This is a genomic window from Amycolatopsis plumensis, from assembly GCF_042652605.1.
In the GTDB taxonomy this organism is placed as follows: Bacteria; Actinomycetota; Actinomycetes; order Mycobacteriales; family Pseudonocardiaceae; genus Amycolatopsis; species Amycolatopsis plumensis.
This window is the reverse complement of sequence record NZ_JBHSJY010000001.1, coordinates 8374430-8389924: the sequence shown is the minus strand read 5'-3', so window position 1 is coordinate 8389924 and position 15495 is coordinate 8374430. Positions and strand designations below refer to the sequence as shown.

The 15495-nt window shown below is 72.6% G+C and carries 17 protein-coding genes; 9 read left to right on the top strand and 8 right to left on the bottom strand.

What is annotated here, in order from left to right:
* Window positions 1-124 precede the first annotated feature (124 nt).
* Window positions 125-1033 carry an SDR family NAD(P)-dependent oxidoreductase gene (locus ACFPLC_RS40335; protein ID WP_378189437.1) on the top strand — a complete coding sequence of 303 codons (909 nt, stop codon included), beginning with the start codon at window positions 125-127 and terminating at the stop codon, window positions 1031-1033.
* Between the two features lie 57 nt (window positions 1034-1090).
* Here the strand turns inward: ACFPLC_RS40335 and ACFPLC_RS40330 are convergent, their stop codons facing one another.
* The 4 genes from ACFPLC_RS40330 to ACFPLC_RS40315 are packed head-to-tail and all read right to left on the bottom strand — an operon-like array spanning window position 1091 to window position 5328.
* Window positions 1091-2278, bottom strand: a complete 1188-nt coding sequence (locus ACFPLC_RS40330; protein WP_378189440.1) for a mandelate racemase/muconate lactonizing enzyme family protein — start codon at window positions 2276-2278, stop codon at window positions 1091-1093.
* A gap of 1 nt (window position 2279) precedes the next feature.
* A complete protein-coding gene (locus ACFPLC_RS40325; protein WP_378189442.1) occupies window positions 2280-3107 on the bottom strand; it encodes a carbohydrate ABC transporter permease in 828 nt (275 codons plus the stop codon).
* The gene (locus tag ACFPLC_RS40320) at window positions 3107-4054 is read right to left on the bottom strand and encodes a carbohydrate ABC transporter permease (RefSeq protein ID WP_378189444.1); all 948 of its coding nucleotides are present in this window, start codon (window positions 4052-4054) and stop codon (window positions 3107-3109) included. Before ACFPLC_RS40320 ends, ACFPLC_RS40325 begins: the two co-directional genes overlap by 1 nt.
* 5 nt (window positions 4055-4059) lie before the next feature.
* Window positions 4060-5328, bottom strand: coding sequence for an ABC transporter substrate-binding protein (locus ACFPLC_RS40315; protein ID WP_378189445.1), 1269 nt, complete (start codon window positions 5326-5328; stop codon window positions 4060-4062).
* Between the two features lie 151 nt (window positions 5329-5479).
* On the opposite strand from ACFPLC_RS40315, the gene ACFPLC_RS40310 reads away from it, so the two are divergent.
* The gene (locus ACFPLC_RS40310) at window positions 5480-6238 is read left to right on the top strand and encodes a FadR/GntR family transcriptional regulator (RefSeq protein ID WP_378189447.1); all 759 of its coding nucleotides are present in this window, start codon (window positions 5480-5482) and stop codon (window positions 6236-6238) included.
* Window positions 6239-6264: 26 nt separating this feature from the next.
* Window positions 6265-6621: an L-rhamnose mutarotase gene (locus tag ACFPLC_RS40305; protein ID WP_378189449.1), complete on the top strand. Its 357-nt coding sequence runs from the start codon at window positions 6265-6267 to the stop codon at window positions 6619-6621.
* Window positions 6622-6625: 4 nt separating this feature from the next.
* Here the strand turns inward: ACFPLC_RS40305 and ACFPLC_RS40300 are convergent, their stop codons facing one another.
* From ACFPLC_RS40300 to ACFPLC_RS40290, 3 genes are all read right to left on the bottom strand, one after another.
* On the bottom strand, window positions 6626-7009 hold the full coding sequence (locus tag ACFPLC_RS40300; RefSeq protein WP_378189452.1) for a hypothetical protein: 384 nt from the start codon (window positions 7007-7009) through the stop codon (window positions 6626-6628).
* 120 nt (window positions 7010-7129) lie between these two features.
* On the bottom strand, window positions 7130-7318 hold the full coding sequence (locus ACFPLC_RS40295; protein ID WP_378189455.1) for a hypothetical protein: 189 nt from the start codon (window positions 7316-7318) through the stop codon (window positions 7130-7132).
* 39 nt (window positions 7319-7357) lie between these two features.
* Complete coding sequence (locus ACFPLC_RS40290; protein ID WP_378189457.1) at window positions 7358-10813, bottom strand: CHAT domain-containing protein; 3456 nt, start codon at window positions 10811-10813, stop codon at window positions 7358-7360.
* 41 nt (window positions 10814-10854) lie between these two features.
* On the opposite strand from ACFPLC_RS40290, the gene ACFPLC_RS40285 reads away from it, so the two are divergent.
* The 6 genes from ACFPLC_RS40285 to ACFPLC_RS40260 all read left to right on the top strand — a co-directional run bounded on the left by ACFPLC_RS40285 (window position 10855) and on the right by ACFPLC_RS40260 (window position 14940).
* Window positions 10855-11259, top strand: a complete 405-nt coding sequence (locus ACFPLC_RS40285; RefSeq protein WP_378236099.1) for a hypothetical protein — start codon at window positions 10855-10857, stop codon at window positions 11257-11259.
* A complete protein-coding gene (locus tag ACFPLC_RS40280; RefSeq protein ID WP_378189461.1) occupies window positions 11256-12077 on the top strand; it encodes a hypothetical protein in 822 nt (273 codons plus the stop codon). Before ACFPLC_RS40285 ends, ACFPLC_RS40280 begins: the two co-directional genes overlap by 4 nt.
* A gap of 22 nt (window positions 12078-12099) precedes the next feature.
* Window positions 12100-12690 carry a tetratricopeptide repeat protein gene (locus ACFPLC_RS40275; protein WP_378189463.1) on the top strand — a complete coding sequence of 197 codons (591 nt, stop codon included), beginning with the start codon at window positions 12100-12102 and terminating at the stop codon, window positions 12688-12690.
* 68 nt (window positions 12691-12758) lie between these two features.
* Window positions 12759-12953, top strand: a complete 195-nt coding sequence (locus ACFPLC_RS40270; protein WP_378236098.1) for a hypothetical protein — start codon at window positions 12759-12761, stop codon at window positions 12951-12953.
* Between the two features lie 89 nt (window positions 12954-13042).
* The gene (locus ACFPLC_RS40265) at window positions 13043-14068 is read left to right on the top strand and encodes a glycoside hydrolase family 43 protein (RefSeq protein ID WP_378189467.1); all 1026 of its coding nucleotides are present in this window, start codon (window positions 13043-13045) and stop codon (window positions 14066-14068) included.
* Window positions 14065-14940: an expansin EXLX1 family cellulose-binding protein gene (locus ACFPLC_RS40260; protein WP_378189469.1), complete on the top strand. Its 876-nt coding sequence runs from the start codon at window positions 14065-14067 to the stop codon at window positions 14938-14940. Before ACFPLC_RS40265 ends, ACFPLC_RS40260 begins: the two co-directional genes overlap by 4 nt.
* A gap of 5 nt (window positions 14941-14945) precedes the next feature.
* Here the strand turns inward: ACFPLC_RS40260 and ACFPLC_RS40255 are convergent, their stop codons facing one another.
* Window positions 14946-15425 (bottom strand): MarR family winged helix-turn-helix transcriptional regulator, encoded by a 480-nt coding sequence (locus ACFPLC_RS40255; RefSeq protein WP_378189471.1) that lies wholly within the window; start codon window positions 15423-15425, stop codon window positions 14946-14948.
* Window positions 15426-15495 lie beyond the last annotated feature (70 nt).

Below are 15495 nucleotides of genomic sequence, written 5' to 3'. Positions count from 1 at the left end.
CAGCCTAACGCTCGCCCCGGAAGATTGAAGACCGGCAGTCTCTTGACAATAGACCGTCGGTTCCTTAGCGTCGCAGTCATAACAGACCGACGGTCCGAAAGGGCCGCGAACCCGGAGGACTGCCATGAGCGAGAACTGGACCGAGCGCGAGGTCCCGAGCCAGCGCGGCCGCGTGGCCGTGATCACCGGCGCGAACACCGGCCTCGGCTTCGACACGGCGAAGGTGCTGGCCGAGCGCGGCGCGACGGTGGTGCTCGCCGTCCGCGACGTCGAGAAGGGCAAGCAGGCGGCCGCGCGGCTCGGCGCGGACGCCGATGTCACCGTGCAGGAGCTGGACCTGGCGTCGCTGGAGTCGGTCCGCGCCGCCGCGGCCGACCTGCACACCACGCTCCCGAAGATCGACCTGCTGATCAACAACGCCGGTGTCATGTATCCGCCGCGGCAGACCACCCGGGACGGCTTCGAGCTGCAGTTCGGCACGAACCACCTCGGGCACTTCGCGCTGACCGGCCTGCTGCTGGACCTGCTGCTGCCGGTCGAGGGCTCCCGGGTGGTGACGGTGGCCAGCATCGCCCACCGCATCCGCGCGGGCATCCACTTCGACGACCTGCAGTGGGAGAACTCCTACGACCGCGTGGCGGCCTACGGGCAGGCCAAGCTCGCCAACCTGATGTTCGCCTACGAACTGCAGCGCCGCCTCGCCCCGCACGGCACGACGGCCTCGATCGCCGCGCACCCGGGCGTGGCCCGCACGGAGCTGATGCGCAACTCCCCGGCGGCGATGCGCGCGGTCTTCCCGCTGGTGGCGCCCCTGTTCACGCAGAGCTCGGAGCGCGGCGCCCTCCCGATCCTGCGCGCGGCGACCGACCCCACCGCCCTCGGCGGCCAGTACTACGGCCCGGCGGGCCCGGGCGGCTACCGCGGCCGCCCGCAGGTGGTGGCGTCCAGCCCGCAGTCCTACGACGGGGCGATCCAGCGGCGGCTGTGGGCGGTTTCGGAGGAACTGACCGCGGTGAAGTTCCCGGTCGGCTGAGCACCCGGACGTGCGAAAGCAGTCTGCCGCGGCTTGTCGTGAGTGAGAAACAGTGTTCTAACCCTGTTTCTCACTCACGAGGCTGCCGGGGTGGTGGCCGTTGCCGGAGGCGGGGAGGAGGTGGAAGCCCGCGCGGTCCGGGCGGATGTGGGTTCCGCCGGCCGCCGGGTCGGGGAGGCGGTGGCCGGCCGCCGCGATGGCTGCTTCGTCGAGGTGGATGCCCAGACCGGGGGTGTCGGCGAGGATGAACGCGCCGTCGCCGATCTCGTGGTCCAGGGTGACGCCGACCGGGGGGTGGAGGTCCTGCAACTCCGCGACCAGGTGGTTGGGCACCGCGGTCGCCGCGTGCACCAGGCCGATCGGGGTGGTGCCGATCGGGCTGACCGGCAGGTCGTGCGCGTGCGCCAGGGCGGCGACCCGCAGGAAGTGGGTGACGCCCCAGCCCGCGGCCGTCTGGACGACGTCGACCGCGCCCGCCGCGATCAGCGGCCGGTGCTGTTCCAGCCCGGTGAGGTTCTCCCCGGTGGCGACCGAGGCGCGGACGCCGCGGCCGACGGTCGCGTGGCCGTCGACGTCCCAGCGCCGCACCGGTTCCTCGATCCAGGTCAGGTCGAGGGTCCGTTCGAGCTCGGCGACGTGCCGGACGGCCTGCTTGCGCGTCCAGTTCTCGTTGACGTCCAGCATCAGCCCCGGGCGGCCGCCACCGGCCTCGGCGAGGACGTCGCGGACGAGGCCGAGGCGACGCCGGTCGCGGTCGATGTCCAGCCCGCCCTTGAGCTTCGCCGCCCGCAGCCCGTGGCCGGCGTAGGTCCGGTACAGCTCGGCGAGCTCCTCGTCGCCGAGGGCGATGTCGAGGCCCGAAGCGTAGGCGGGCACGCGGCGGTCCCGCCCGCCGAGCAGCCGCCAGAGCGGTTCCCCGGCCAGCTGCGCCTTGATGTCCCACAACGCCGTGTCGAAGGCGCCGATGGTGCCGAACACCGCGCCGGCGTGCCCCGCCTTGAACGTCCGCCGCAGCATCCGGTCGTAGAGGGCGCTCACGGCGCGCGGGTCTTCGCCCTCCAGTGCGGCGAAGACCGTCTCCGCCTGCACGTGTGAACCGAGCCCGACGCCGGTGACGCCTTCGTCGGTTTCGACGACGACGAGCGGCATCGGGACGACCCCACCGGCGTGGACACCGTTGGCGTCGCCGATCGGGCGGCCCCAGTCCTGGACGGTCGTGAGGGCCCGGAAACCAGTGATGCGCATGTCAACCCTTCGTGGACCCGGCGGTGACCCCGTCGGCGATCTGGCGTTGCAGGAACAGGTAGACGAGCAGCACCGGCACCGCGGCGATTAGCACGCCCGCCGCGAACGTCGGGATGTCGGCGGAGTACTGCCCGCGCAGCGCGGTCACCCCGACCATCAGCGTCCGGTGCTCCGCGGACGGCATCAGCAGCAGCGAGATCAGGACGTCGTTCCAGCAGAACAGCGCGTTGAGCACACCGACCGACAGCAGCGCCGGGGCACCCAGCGGCAGCATGATCCGCCAGTAGACGCCGTAGAAGGTGGAGCCGTCGATGCGGGCGGCGTCGACGATCTCCGGCGGCACGGACGCGTAGAAGGTGGTCATCAGGAACACCGTGAACGGCAGGAACTGCGCCACGTAGGCGAGCACCAGCCCCGGATAGGTGTCGATGAGCCCGGTGCCCGCCATGATCCGCGCGAGCGGGACCATGATCACCTGGAACGGCACGAACAACGCGGCCAGGATGCCCAGGAAGACCACCGACGACCCGCGGAAGCGCAGGCGCCCCAGCGCGAACCCGGCCATCGACCCGAGCAGCAGCAGCACCACGACCGAGCAGGCCACCACGACGACCGAGTTGAGGAAGTACCGCGACATCCCCACGCTCGTCCACGCGCGGGCGATGTTGTCCCAGTGCAGCGACCCGGCGGGCGAGAACCGGTCGAGGGTGTATTCGCGGCGGTCCTTCATGGCGACGTTCACGGTGAACACCAGGGGGTAGATCGTCGCCAGGGCCAGCGCGGCCATGGGGACGGCGGCGAGCCACTTCGTGAGCCGGGACCCCGTCATCAGTCCTCCCTTCCGGCGCGGCGCAGGATGCCGATCTGGGCCAGGCCGACCACGAGCATGATCAGGAACAGCACGGTCGACGCCGCGGAGGCGAGCGCGGGCTGGTTCAGCTGCCCCTGCTGGATCCAGATGTAGTACTCGGGCAGGTAGGTGGAGCCGGCCGGGCCGCCGCTGGTCATCACGTACAGCAGGCCGAACATCGAGGTCAGCAGCCCGATCATGGTGGTGACGAAGACGAACTGGATGGTCCGGGACAGCCCGGGGACGATCACGTGCCGGATGGTCTGCAGCAGGGACGCACCGTCCACTTTGGCCGCGTCCAGCAAGGAAGCGTCCAAAGTGGAGAATCCGGCGAGGAAGACGACCAGTGCCATGCCGAAGGTCGCCCAGACCTGCACCCCGACGACAGCGAAGATCGCCACCCCCGGGTTCCCGAGCCAGTCCACCGGGCCGAGGCCGACGAGGCCGAGAACGGCGTTGACCGGCCCGTCGAAGGCGAGCAGCAGGTTGAAGATCGCCCCGACGATCACCGGGGACAGCACGGCCGGGAAGAAGTAGACGCCGCGGTAGACCCGGTGGCCCGGCACCTTGAGGTGGATGAAGGTGGCGAGCAGGCCGGGGATGGCGACGGCGACCGGGAGCAGCAGCACGAGCAGCCCGACGTTGCGCAGCGCGGTGCGGAACAGCGGATCGCCGAACAGCGTCACGTAGTTGTCGAAGCCGACGGCCGTGCCGTTGCGATCGCCGTCGCCGGTGAAGGAGAAGTTGACGCCGAGCAGCAGCGGCCACAGCCGGAGCAGGAGGACGACCAGCACGGCCGGGGCGACGAGGACGAGCGGCGCGAAGCGTTCTAGCCGCGTTCCGCGCGGAGCACGCCGGGCCGGCGCGGGCCCTCCGGCGGGCCGGGCCGGAGCCCGGTCCACCGGAGCGGGGGAGTACCCGGTCACGCTCCTCAGCCCTTGTCCGACGCGGCGAGCTGCTGCAGCACGTCGTCGACGCCGGCCGAACCGCTGAGCAGCTGCTGCGAGAGCCGCCCCATCAGGTCGAGCGTCTTCGAGGAGAGGGCCACGTGCAGGGCCGGCTTGCCGCCCTTGACCTCCGAGACGATCTTCGCGACGGCCGGTCCGCCCGCCGAGACGTCGATCGAGGTGTCCGCGGCGATCGCGCCGCTGTCGGCGTAGAAGGACTTCAGGGCGTCGGTGGAACTCAGCGACCGCACCAGGTCCGCGGCCAGCTTCGGGTCCTTCGTCCCCTTCGCGACCGCGTAGCCGATGCCGCCGTCGTACGGCAGGCTCGGCGTGGCGGCCGGGTTGACCTGCGGCCCGGTCATCACGCCGACCTTGTCCGCGCCGAGGAACTCGGCGAAGTCCTTCCAGTGCCCGACGTCGGACATCAGGCCGATGACGTTCGCGGCCTTGGCGGACTGGAAGAGCGCGAACGCGTCGTTGAACATCGCCGTGGAGTTGGGGCCGTCGGTGTTCAGCCCGGCGTCACCGGCCTGCTTCCAGAGCTCGAAGATCCGCTTGACGTCCGGCGCGGTCCAGTCGCGCTTGCCGGCGATCCAGTCGGTGTACTCCTGCGGCGTCAGGCTCGCCGAACCCAGCGCCGACAGGAAGAACTGGATCCCGGCGCCTTCCTTGTTGCCCAGCGCGAGGCACTTGGCACCGGTCTTGGCGGAGATGGTGCCGCAGTCGCGGACGAAGTCGTCCCAGGTGCGCGGCGGGGCGTCGGGGTTCAGCCCGGCCTTCTGGTAGAGCTCCTTGTTGTAGTAGACCGGGTGGCCCTGCAGGGTGACCGGCTCGGCGTAGACCTTGCCGTCCTTGGCGAACGCGTCCCAGCCGGACAGCCGCGACCGGTCGTCGGCGACGTAGGGGTCCAGCGGCACCAGGTCGGCGACCCGGTCGCGGATCTGGCCGCCGCCGTTGAAGAGCATGACGTCCGGGCCTCTCTTGGCCTGGATCGCCGCGCCCAGCAGTGTGTAGTACTGGTCGAAAGGCTGGGCCACGAACTCGACGGTGACGCCGGGGTGCTGTTTGGCGAACTCGGCCTTGGCCTTCGCCACGTACCCCGCGGCCTTGGCGTCGCCGGACTTCCAGTCCCAGACGACGAGCTTGCCGCTCGCGTCCCCGGTCGGGGTGGCCGGGCCGGCGGCGCTTCCGCAGCCCGCGGTCAACGCCAGCGCCGCGAGGAGGGCGGCCGAGAATAGTGTGCGCTGCTTCATCGCTGCTCACTTCTCCAGACGGTGGCCGGACGGGAGTGGCCCGGCGCAGTGCGCAGAAACGTAACTCGTATGACGTATGACGTCAACGCTGCCGCTGTGTAAACTTCCCCTGCGCTCGACGGACGTCGGCGCGAGCGCGACCGGAGGAACGATGACGGCATCAGACCGGCCACCCGCGGCCCCCGAATGGGTGCGCCGCCCCGCGAACCTGGCGAGCGCGGTCACTGCCGAACTGGTGGAACGCGTCGTGCGCGGGGTCCACCCGCCGGGGACGTCGCTGCCCGCGGAACCGGTGCTGTGCGAGAGCTTCTCGGTCAGCCGGACCGTGGTGCGCGAGGCCGTCAAGCTGCTGCAGGCGAAGGGCCTGGTCCAGGTGCGGCAGGGCGCGGGCACGGTGGTCAACCCGGCGTCGATGTGGAACATGCTCGACGAGCTCGTGCTGGCCGCGGTGATCGCCGAGGACGAGACCTCGGCCGTCCTCGACGACCTGGTGGTGACGCGCCGGCTGCTCGAATCGGACATGGCGCTGGTGGCCGCCCGGACCGCGAGCCGGGCCGTCGTCGACCGGCTGGGCGCGCTGGTGGACCTCATGGACGAGCTGGTCGGCGAGCCGGACGCCTACCGCGAGCAGGACCTCGCGTTCCACGACACGATCATGCAGGTCTCGGGCAACCGCCTCGCCCGCGGCGTGGTGCGCGCGCTGGAGAGCCAGGTGGTCAACACCGCCCGGTACGTGGGGCCGAGCGAGCGTGCCCTGTGCGTGGAATCGAACAAGGGGCACCGCCGCGTCTACGAGCGGATCGCGGCCGGCGACTCGGGCGGCGCGGCGAAGGCGATGTTCGACCACATCACCGAAGCGTGGCTCGCGCGCCGTCCCGAGTCCGGCGATCCCGGCCGCCTGGAGCGGTGATCGCCATCCCGTCCGGAAGGAGTTCCATGGTCCAGCGTTACGGCATGCTGATCCGCCTGCGCCCGGAAAAGCGCGAGGAGTACCTGCGGTTGCACGCCGCGGTCTGGCCCGGCGTCGAGCGGATGCTGCGGGAGGCCAACATCCGCAACTTCTCCATCTTCCTGCACGACGACCTGCTCTTCGGGTACTACGAGTACGTCGGCGAAGACCACGACGCCGACCAGGCGCGCATCGCCGCGGATCCCGAAACGCAGCGCTGGTGGGCGTTGACCGACCCCTGCCAGGAATCGCTCTCCGCTCGCGAAGGCGGCTCCTGGTGGACGCCCATGGCGGAGGTCTGGCACCTCGCCGCGGAGTCCGTTGTGGACGGTCAAGCCCCCTGATCGCTCAAGCGTTCTGCCACGGCGAGCAGAACCAGGTGGGTGTCTTCTGGCAGACGCGGAAGATGGTCACCGGGTTGGCCGAGGTGCCCGGCACCTTGGCGCTGCACCCGGAGCTGCTGCCGTTGGCGTCGTCCACGCCGCTGCCGCCGCCGCTGCGGGTCCGCCACTCGGTGCGGAACCCGTAGCCGTCGCTGAAGGTGTCGCACGCGTACACCCGGGTGTGGCCGTTGGTCACGCCGCCGTAGCCGCAGCGGATCGCGCCCTGGTAGCTGCAGTTGACGACCTCCGCGTAGGCGTCGTGCGCCGAGGCGGCCGGGGCCACGGCGACGGTGCCGAAGGCGGCCAGCAGTGCCGCTGCGGCGAGGGTGGGCAGGCGGTGGTTGCGCACGGTTCCTCCTGGGGTCGACGGCGGTGCGCACCGTCCACTCCGGAGCTGCGTGCCGGTTGAGTGCCGGCCGCGGAGATCACCCGATCGGCGGCACGTCCGGGACCCGGCGGGCCGCGGACGTCAGCGCGCTTCGGCCGGATGGAGCCACTCGGCGAGGTCGGGTGGCTCCAGCTCGGCCACCCGGCGGTGGTAGTGGTCGAGGGCGGCGGGATCGAGCCGGTCGCGCCACTGGCCGCTGCGGCCGGAGCGGAAGAAGTCCGTGTTGCTGCGCGTTTCGCCGGACGCCGGTGTTTCCGGAAAGTCAATCACCGACGAATCGGCTCGGGAAACGGGCGAAGAACGGGTGGCTTACTGTCCGAAATGGACGAACTGGGCCCACTTGCTCGGCTCGTAGGGCGACCGGTCGCGCAATTCCTTGACCGCGGTGTGCAGAGCGGCGGCCGCCCCCGCCGGGTCGAGGGTGCCGTCCGGCGCGGCGAGGGACCCGTAGAGGCTCGCCGTGACGGCGGCCGCCGTTTCTTCGCCGATGGCCCACAACGTCGAGACGACCTGGCGGAACCCGGCGACCTGGAGGGCCGCGGCGAGGTGGCCGGCTTCGTCCGGCGTGGCCGCGTCGGGCATCGCGGTGTGGCACGCCGACAGCACCGCCAGGTGGGCGTCGGGCAGGTCGAGCCGGCTGAGGCCGGTGCTGGTGAGCGGGCCGTCGACGAGGAAGAGCGCGGCGTCGCCGTCCGCAGCCGTGCCGCCGTGGCACGCGAAGTGGGCACACGAGTGACCGGTCAGCAGGTCCGTCACGGCCGAGGTGGTGGCGGCCGCACCGGCCAGGGTCGTGCCGCCCGGGAAGAGCCCGGCGAGGACCTCGGCTTCGCGGACGGCGGCGGGCAGGTCGGGCAGGCCGGTGACGTAGGCGGGACGCCGCTCGCACACGACGGCGAGCGGCCGGTGCCGCACCGGCCGCGCCGGGCGACGGGCGTGCGACAGCGCCCGGATCGTCGGGGTGCTGGAGGAGATCACGCGGTCGAGCACCGACCGGCCGGGCGGGTCGTCCGGGTCGTGGTAGCCGGCGGCGTGCAGCGGGCTCGGCGCGAGGGGACCGGTGGGACACCACCACAAGCGCGACCCGGGCGGGACCGCGGCCTCGTCGAGCACCGGCCGGGCCACGGTGTCCCACAGCCACTCCAGGTACCCGAGCAGCAGTTGCTCCCGCGGTCCGGAGGAAAGCCCGCCGGTGCCCTTCTTCGCCGTCGCGGCGAGGTACGCCCGGGTGCGGTCCTGCGCCTCGGCGTGGGTCAGGCCCGCCAGCGGGATCACGTGGCCGCGGTCCGGGGCCAGCACGATGGCGTCACAGCGGATCCGGCTGACGTTGACCAGCACGACCGGGCCGTCCGCCGCGGCCTTCGCGAGCTCCGCGAACGGCGTCGGCCGCAGGAAGTTCTCGAAATCGGTCCGCGTCCGGACCTCCGCGACGGCGGCGTCCCACTCGGCCGCCGCGGCCCGCCGGTCCGGCGCGTCCAGGTCCACCGCGCTCAGCCGGGCGGCGAGGTCGGGGTGCGCCGCCCGCAACCCGGTCAGGTCGGTCCGCCGGTCGAGCACCTGGCTCCACCACAGGGAACGGCCGTGCTCCAGCAGTTCGACTGCGCGCTCCGGACGGCCCGCGGCCAGCGCCGCCGCGGCCGCGTCACCGGCGAGCCCCGGCCACTGCGAGACGAGCTGTCGGCGGTCGGTCGCGGAGAGCCCCCGCCACACCAGCACGGGCAGCAGCGCCACGGCCTGCTCGTAGAGGTCGGCGACCGCACCGGCGTCGTCGCCGCGGTCGGCGCGCAGGCCCGCGAGCGTCACCAGGACGCGCATCCGGTCGAACGACCGGCCTTCGGGCAGCGCCGAGAGGACCGCGATGGCGTCGTCCGGACGGCCGAGCGCGAGGTAGGCCTCAGCGAGGCCCTGGACAGCGATCGTGTGCAGCGGCGCCTGGTCGCCGGTCGTCGCGCGGACCGCGGTGAAGGCGGTGATGGCGTCGAGCAGGTCCTGCTGCTCGGGTCGCGTCTGCCCGCGGTCGGTCAGGGCCAGGCCGAGGTTGAGGCGGGTGTGGACGTCTTCTTCGCGGCGCAGTGCGGCCTCGAGGTGCTCGATGGCCGCGTCGATGTCCGCCGGGTCCCCGGTGGCGAGGAAGCGCTGCCGGAGCCGGTTGCCGAGGCCGGCGCGGGCGTTGGCGATCCGGAGCGGCCCGGCGGTGGCCACCGTCTGCTCGCCTGCCGCGATCGCCTCGTCGAGGTCGTGGCGGCGTCCGAGGTGGCGGTAGCGGTAGAACAGGGCGCTGCCCAGGATGGCCGAGCTGGTGGTGCCGTGGGCTTCGTCGAGTTCCACACCCCGGCGGGCGAGCGCGATCGCCTCGTCGAGGTCGGCGCTGTCGCGATCCCGCAGGAACCGGTTGACCAGCGCGGCGGCGAGGTTGCCGAACTCGTCGAGGAGGTCGGCCGGGCCGTCCACCGGCCGGGCGATCGCGGCGCGCTGCAGGTCGATCGCGGCGTCCAGATCGGCGCGGTCGCCGGTGAGCTCGTACCGGAGCATGAGCGCGGGACCCAGCCGGATCTCGATCAGCCACCGGCGCGGGTGCTCCGCAGGCAACGCGGCCAGCAGGGCTTCGCCGTCGGCGCAGATCCGGTCCAAGAGGGTGCGGTCGCGCGACTGCTGGTACTGCCCGAGCAGCCGGGAGAGCCGGTTCCCGTGCCGCACCAGCTCGGCCGGATCGCCGGCCGCCTCGGCGAGCGGGCGCCGGGGATCTTCGGGCCCGGCGACGTACTCGAGGGTGACGCCGGGCGGCGGTTCGTACTCCTGCACCGGGCCGCGGGCCTCCAGCACATCGGCCAGCCCGCGCTCGGCCGCGGCCCGCAGATCGGCGTCCGGCGCGTGCTCGATGGCCTGCCGGAGGTAGTGCGCCGCCGTGTCGAGGTCGGCGACGTCGCCGGTGGACTCGTGGCGCTCGCGGTGGAGCCGGCCGAGGTTGTGCACGGTGATCGTCCACACCGGATGGCCCGGCGGGTGGACGTCGAGGACGTGGCGTTCCGCGTCCAGGAAGGCGTCGAGGGTGGCCCGGGTCCCCTCGAAGTCGTGCCGGAGGCGGCGGACGTCGGCCGCCACGGTGAGGAAGGGACGGCGGTTGGCGTCGTCCGGCGGGCACAGCCGCAGGGCCCGGTCGATCTCCTCCTCGGCCTCGCCGAGGAGTGCGGGGTCACCGGTGCCCTCGATGTGGTGGACCAGGGCCGTGCAGCGCAGCGCGCCGATCGCCGCCCGGTCGGGGTGATCGCCGGGCAGCGCCACCAGCGCCCGTTCCAGCAGCTCGCTCACCAGCGCGAAGAGGTGGACCGCGCCGGTCGACCCGGCCAGCAGGTGCAGTTCCCTGGTGGCGAGCACCGACTCCTCGGCGCGGGACCGGTCGCCGGTGAGCACGCCCAGCCGGAGTGCGCTTTCGGCGATCGCCGCCAGCGAGAACGGGACCAGGTCGGGCTGCTGCGCCCGCACGAGCGGCAGCAGCTCGCGGTAGTGCGCCAGTGCCTGGTCGAGGTCCGGCACCGAACCGGTGGCCTGGTGCCGCCGCATCCGTGCGTCACCGAGGAACATCAGGGTGGCGGGCCGCTCCGGCGCGGCCGGATCGCCCCGCTCGAAGGCGGCCGTGCCCGCGGCGATCGCCTGCTCGAGGGCGGCGAGGTCACCGGAGCTTTCGAAGGCGTCGAGCCACGCCTTGCCCTCCCACAGTGCGCCGCTGACGAAATCGCCGTCCGCCTGACGTCTCTGCCGCCCGAACACTGCGCCCCCTCGCGACCGGTTGACCACCGATCGTAGTGCGGATGGCTAGACTCCGTGATCGTCCGACGTCGGAAGGGGGCGGGGTGGACTCCGAAGCCGATCACCTGGCGCTGTGGTGCCTGCTGCTGCCCGAGCTGCGGGCGGCGGCGCGCCGGGACGGGGTGCTCGACCGGCTCGACCGCGACGCCGACCGGGTGAAACAGGGCGGCCCGGCGAAGACCGCGCTGAAGAAGTGGGGTCCGGTCGGGCCCGACGGCGCGCCGCGCAGCTGGGCGGACCGGCCGGCGCTCGGCATCGCGGCGCTGCCGGGCCGGGGCCGCGCGCCCGGCGTCGGGGCGGGGGAGTACGGCTGCCCGCTCGACCGGTGCGCCCGGGTGGCGTCCCGGGACGAGGACGGCCATCCGCCCCGCTGCGCGGCCTTCGACGCCTCGATGCGGCCGAAGTGACCGGCTTCCTGACCGAGGTGGGCAAGCGGCTCGGCACCCGCTGGGTCACCGCCATCCTGCTGCCGGGCCTGCTCCTCGTCGCCGTCGTGGTCGCCGCCTCCGTGCTGGGGCACGAGCACGCGTTCGGCTACGCCCGGCTGGCGGCCGCGGCCGACCGGGCCGGCCGCGAGTTCACCACCCGGCCCGCGCGACTGGCCGTCTTCGCCGCCGTGGTGCTCGCCGCCGCGGGCCTGGCGGGCACTACCGCGGGCGGACTGGGCGGCCTGGTGCAACGCTGGTGCCTGCGGGACCGGTTCGTCACGGGCGGCCTGCTCCGGCGGTCACGGTGGTCGCGGCGCAGCCGGGCGGTGGCCGCCGCGGAGCGCGCCGGCGCCACGGTCGTGCCGGCCTACCTGCCGCAGCGGCCGACGTGGCTGGGCGACCGGGCCCGGCTGATCGAGGTCCGGGTCCGGGCGCAGTACTACGTCAGCGCGAGCCTGGTGTGGCCCCGGCTGTGGCTGCTGCTGGAGGAGGACGCGCGACGCCCGATCACCGACGTCCGCACCCGGTACGCCGAGGCCGGCACGCTGGCCGGCTGGGGCCTGCTGTACCTGGTGCCGGGGGTCCTGTGGTGGCCGGCGCTGCTGATCGCCGCGGGGGTGCTGCTCACGGCGTGGAGCCGGCTGCGGGCGACCATGGCGGAGTTCGCCGAACTGGCCGAGGCCGCGATCGACCTCCGGTTGCGCGATCTCGCCGCGAAGCTCGGCCTCACCCTCGGCACCGAGGTCGGCCCGGCCGAGGGCCGGACCCTCGACGACCTCCTCGGCAAAGCCGGCTGAGGCGTCTGCAAAGGACTCACGAATGGGACTGTTCTCCAAGCGCCCCAAGGCCTTGCCCGCCGACCTCGACCGCCGGGCCCGCGCCGCGGGCGCGATGTTCGACGCCGGGCAGTTCGCCGCGGCGGAGCTCAGCCTGAGCTCCCTGGTCGCCGACTGCGAGACCACGGCCGGCCCGGAGCACCCGGGCACCCTCGCCGTCCTCGATCTCCTCGGCTCCACCCAGTTCCAGCGGGAGCGGCTCCCCGAGTCGGCGGTCAGCCACCGGGAGGCCCGCCGCCGGGCGGTGGCGGTGCTGGGGCCGGACCACCCGGAAACCCTGAAGTACGGCCACAACCTCGGCTGCACCCTCTCCATGCTGCGGGCGTGGGACGAAGGCCTGCCCGTCCTGCGGGACGTGCTGACCCGCCGGACGCGGAAGCTGGGGGAGCGGCACCCCGACACGATCGACACCGCCAAGACGCTGGGCGCGGCGCTGTACCTGACCGGGGACAAGCAGGCCGCCGCGACCACGCTGCAGGCGGCCTACCACGCGGCGATGAAGGCGTTCGGCAGCGGCGACCCGCTGACCCAGGAAGTGGCGCACAACCTCGAGATCGTGCTGCGCCACTTGTGACCCATGGGGCTCGAACCGATTCGACTGCCTCGGCGCCGGTGTAAGTTTCCCTGCGGGACCACCTGTCGGTGGCGGGTGCGGTGGCGACGCTGCCGAACCACGAGTCTGGGCCACCAACGACAAATTCGCCGCTGATCTGGCTCCCGCTCACGATCCGCGGCACGAGCGGCCTGGCGATCGGGGTGTCGTCGACCGCGAGCGGCGCGCCCGTCGCGCAGCTCGGCGGGACGGGTGCCGCGAACCAGGTGTGGACGATTCCGTGAGCTGCTCGCGAGAGCCGGTTTCCTCTTCCGCCGACAGTATGTGAACGCTAACATTCGCCGGACGCGGCGGCTCGAGGGAGGAAAGAGGCATGCGGGGATTCCGGATCCTGGCTTCGGTGCTGCTGATCGCGGCCGGGCTGCTGACTCCGGCGGGTCCGGCGAGCGCCCACCCGGGGTACGCCGGGTACCTGTTCGCCTACTTCACCGGCGAGGGCACGCCCGACGGCGAGCAGGTGTACTTCGCGCTGAGCCGGGGCAACGATCCGCTGCGGTGGCAGCCACCCGGCGGTGGCCCGGCGTTGCGGTCGGATGTGGGGACGAAGGGTGTCCGCGACCCGTTCGTCATCCGGTCGCCGCGCGGTGACCGGTTCTTCCTCATCGCGACGGACCTGCGGATGTACGGCCGGGACGACTGGGAGCAGTCGTGGCGGCACGGCAGTCGTTCGATCGTGGTGTGGGAGTCGGCGGACCTGGTGCGGTGGAGCGCGCCGCGGCTGGTGCCGGTCGCGCCGGAAACCGCGGGCAACGTGTGGGCGCCGGAGGCGGTCTACGACCCGGCGCGGGGCGAGTACGTGGTGTTCTGGGCGTCGAACATCTACCCGGCCGACGACCCGGGCCACGTGACGACCTCCTACAACCGGATCATGTTCGCGACCACCCGGGACTTCCGCACGTTCAGCGAGCCGAGGACGTGGTTCGACCCGGGCCATTCGGTGATCGATTCGACGGTGATCCGCGACGGCGGCCAGTACTACCGGTTCTCCCAGGACGACCGCGGCCCCGGCGGCGGTGGCTCGACCCCGTGCGGCCGGTACGTCACCGAGGAAAAGGCCAAGGTCTTGCTGAGCCGCAGCTACCACCTGGTGCGGGAGTGCATCGGCAAGGACACGATCGTCGGCGGCGAGGGTCCGCTGGTGTTCCGGTCGAACACCGAAAAGAAGTGGTACCTGTTCATCGACGAGTACGGCGGCGCCGGGTACCGGCCGTTCGAAACCACGGACCTGGACTCCGGCGACTGGCGCCCGGTGGCGGGGGCCCAGCTGCCCGGCAAACCCCGGCACGGCACCGTCCTGCCGGTGACCCGGGCCGAATACGACCGGCTGGCCGCCCGGTGACCGGCCGCAGGCGCGCGGTGCTCGGATCGCTCGTGGCGGTGCTCGTGGTGGCCGCGACGGTCGTCGTCCTGGTGGTGACCCGCGCCGACCGCCCGACCCCGGCCGCCGCGGCAGGCAGATCGGACGTCACGCCGGCGATCGCCACCACCTCCTCGGCGCCGCCTGCACCCACGACGACAACCTCGGCGCCCTCCGGCACTCCGCCTCCGACGTCCGCCACGACCACTGCCACCACCTCGGCCTCCGGGGACGCGCCGCTCGCCGGACGGATCAAGCCCGGCGTGCCCCACTCCGGCGTCGCCACGTTCTACGACACCGACGGCACCGGTGCCTGCGGGTACGACGCGAGCGCGGATCCGCTCAACGCGGCCATGAACGTCGCCGACTTCGAGGGTTCCCTGGCCTGCGGGGCCTACATCCGGGTGCAGGCGGCCAACGGCGCGAACGTGACCGTGCGGATCACCAACCTGTGCCCGGCGCCGTGCCGGGTGGGCCAGGTGGACCTGAACCCGAAGGCGTTCGACCGGCTCGGGGCGCGCAACCTCGGCGAGCTCCGGGTCACCTGGAAGCTGGTGGACCCGCCGTCGGTGCCGGACATTTCCCTGCGCTACAAGGACGGCTCGTCCCAGTACTGGTGCGGGATCCAGGTGATCGGCCACCGCAACCCGGTGGCCCGGCTGGAAGTTCGCGCGGGCGGCAGCTGGAAACGGCTGCAGCGCACCGACTACAACTACTTCCTGTCGGAGAGCGGCGCCGGCTGCGGCGGTTCCGTCGCGGTCACCGACATCCACGGCGAACGGCTCGTCATCGATCCGCTGCCGGTCAAGCCCGGCGTCAGCCAGCCGACGTCACGGCAGTTCGCGCGGCACTGAACCCCTCACTCCTGTTCGGCGGTCGCCGACAGGAAGGCCGCGAGGTCGTCGGTGAACCGCAGGAGCAGGTCGTAGAAGGTGCGGCGATCCGCCGGCGTCCAGCCGGACAGCGCGTCGCCGAACCAGCCGAGCAGGGTGGTGACGTACCGGTCGGCGATCTCGGCGCCATCGGGGGTCAGCTCGACCAGCCGGGCGCGCCGGTCGTCGGGGTCGGCCAGGCCGCGCACGAGCCGCCGCCGTTCGAGCACGTGCAGGTGCCGCGTGACGTGCGGCCCGGCGACCTGCATCCGGTCGGCGATCTCGCCGACGCGCATCGCCTTCCCGGTCATGTGCAGGGCGAGGATGATCGACAGCCCGGGCCGGTCGAGCTCGGCCCCGATCTGCTTCAGCGCCCGTTCGCCGAGGCCGCTGCGGTTCATCAGGGTGCCCAGCTGCAGGAGCCGGGGCAGCACGGTCCGCAGGTCGGTGGCGTCTGTGTCGCCCATCACACCTCTTAGATAGCTAACTTAGGTATATAGTCGGTCGAGTCGGGGGTCGATCACGGGCATTGTCGCA

What these genes read in the sequence shown, in the direction of transcription:
- ACFPLC_RS40335 (WP_378189437.1), top strand. Translation starts at nt 125, where the DNA reads ATGAGCGAGAACTGGACCGAGCGCGAGGTCCCGAGCCAGCGCGGCCGC.
- ACFPLC_RS40330 (WP_378189440.1), bottom strand. Translation starts at nt 2,278, where the DNA reads ATGCGCATCACTGGTTTCCGGGCCCTCACGACCGTCCAGGACTGGGGC.
- ACFPLC_RS40325 (WP_378189442.1), bottom strand. Translation starts at nt 3,107, where the DNA reads ATGACGGGGTCCCGGCTCACGAAGTGGCTCGCCGCCGTCCCCATGGCC.
- ACFPLC_RS40315 (WP_378189445.1), bottom strand. Translation starts at nt 5,328, where the DNA reads ATGAAGCAGCGCACACTATTCTCGGCCGCCCTCCTCGCGGCGCTGGCG.
- ACFPLC_RS40310 (WP_378189447.1), top strand. Translation starts at nt 5,480, where the DNA reads ATGACGGCATCAGACCGGCCACCCGCGGCCCCCGAATGGGTGCGCCGC.
- ACFPLC_RS40305 (WP_378189449.1), top strand. Translation starts at nt 6,265, where the DNA reads ATGGTCCAGCGTTACGGCATGCTGATCCGCCTGCGCCCGGAAAAGCGC.
- ACFPLC_RS40285 (WP_378236099.1), top strand. Translation starts at nt 10,855, where the DNA reads ATGGCTAGACTCCGTGATCGTCCGACGTCGGAAGGGGGCGGGGTGGAC.
- ACFPLC_RS40275 (WP_378189463.1), top strand. Translation starts at nt 12,100, where the DNA reads ATGGGACTGTTCTCCAAGCGCCCCAAGGCCTTGCCCGCCGACCTCGAC.
- ACFPLC_RS40265 (WP_378189467.1), top strand. Translation starts at nt 13,043, where the DNA reads ATGCGGGGATTCCGGATCCTGGCTTCGGTGCTGCTGATCGCGGCCGGG.
- ACFPLC_RS40255 (WP_378189471.1), bottom strand. Translation starts at nt 15,425, where the DNA reads ATGGGCGACACAGACGCCACCGACCTGCGGACCGTGCTGCCCCGGCTC.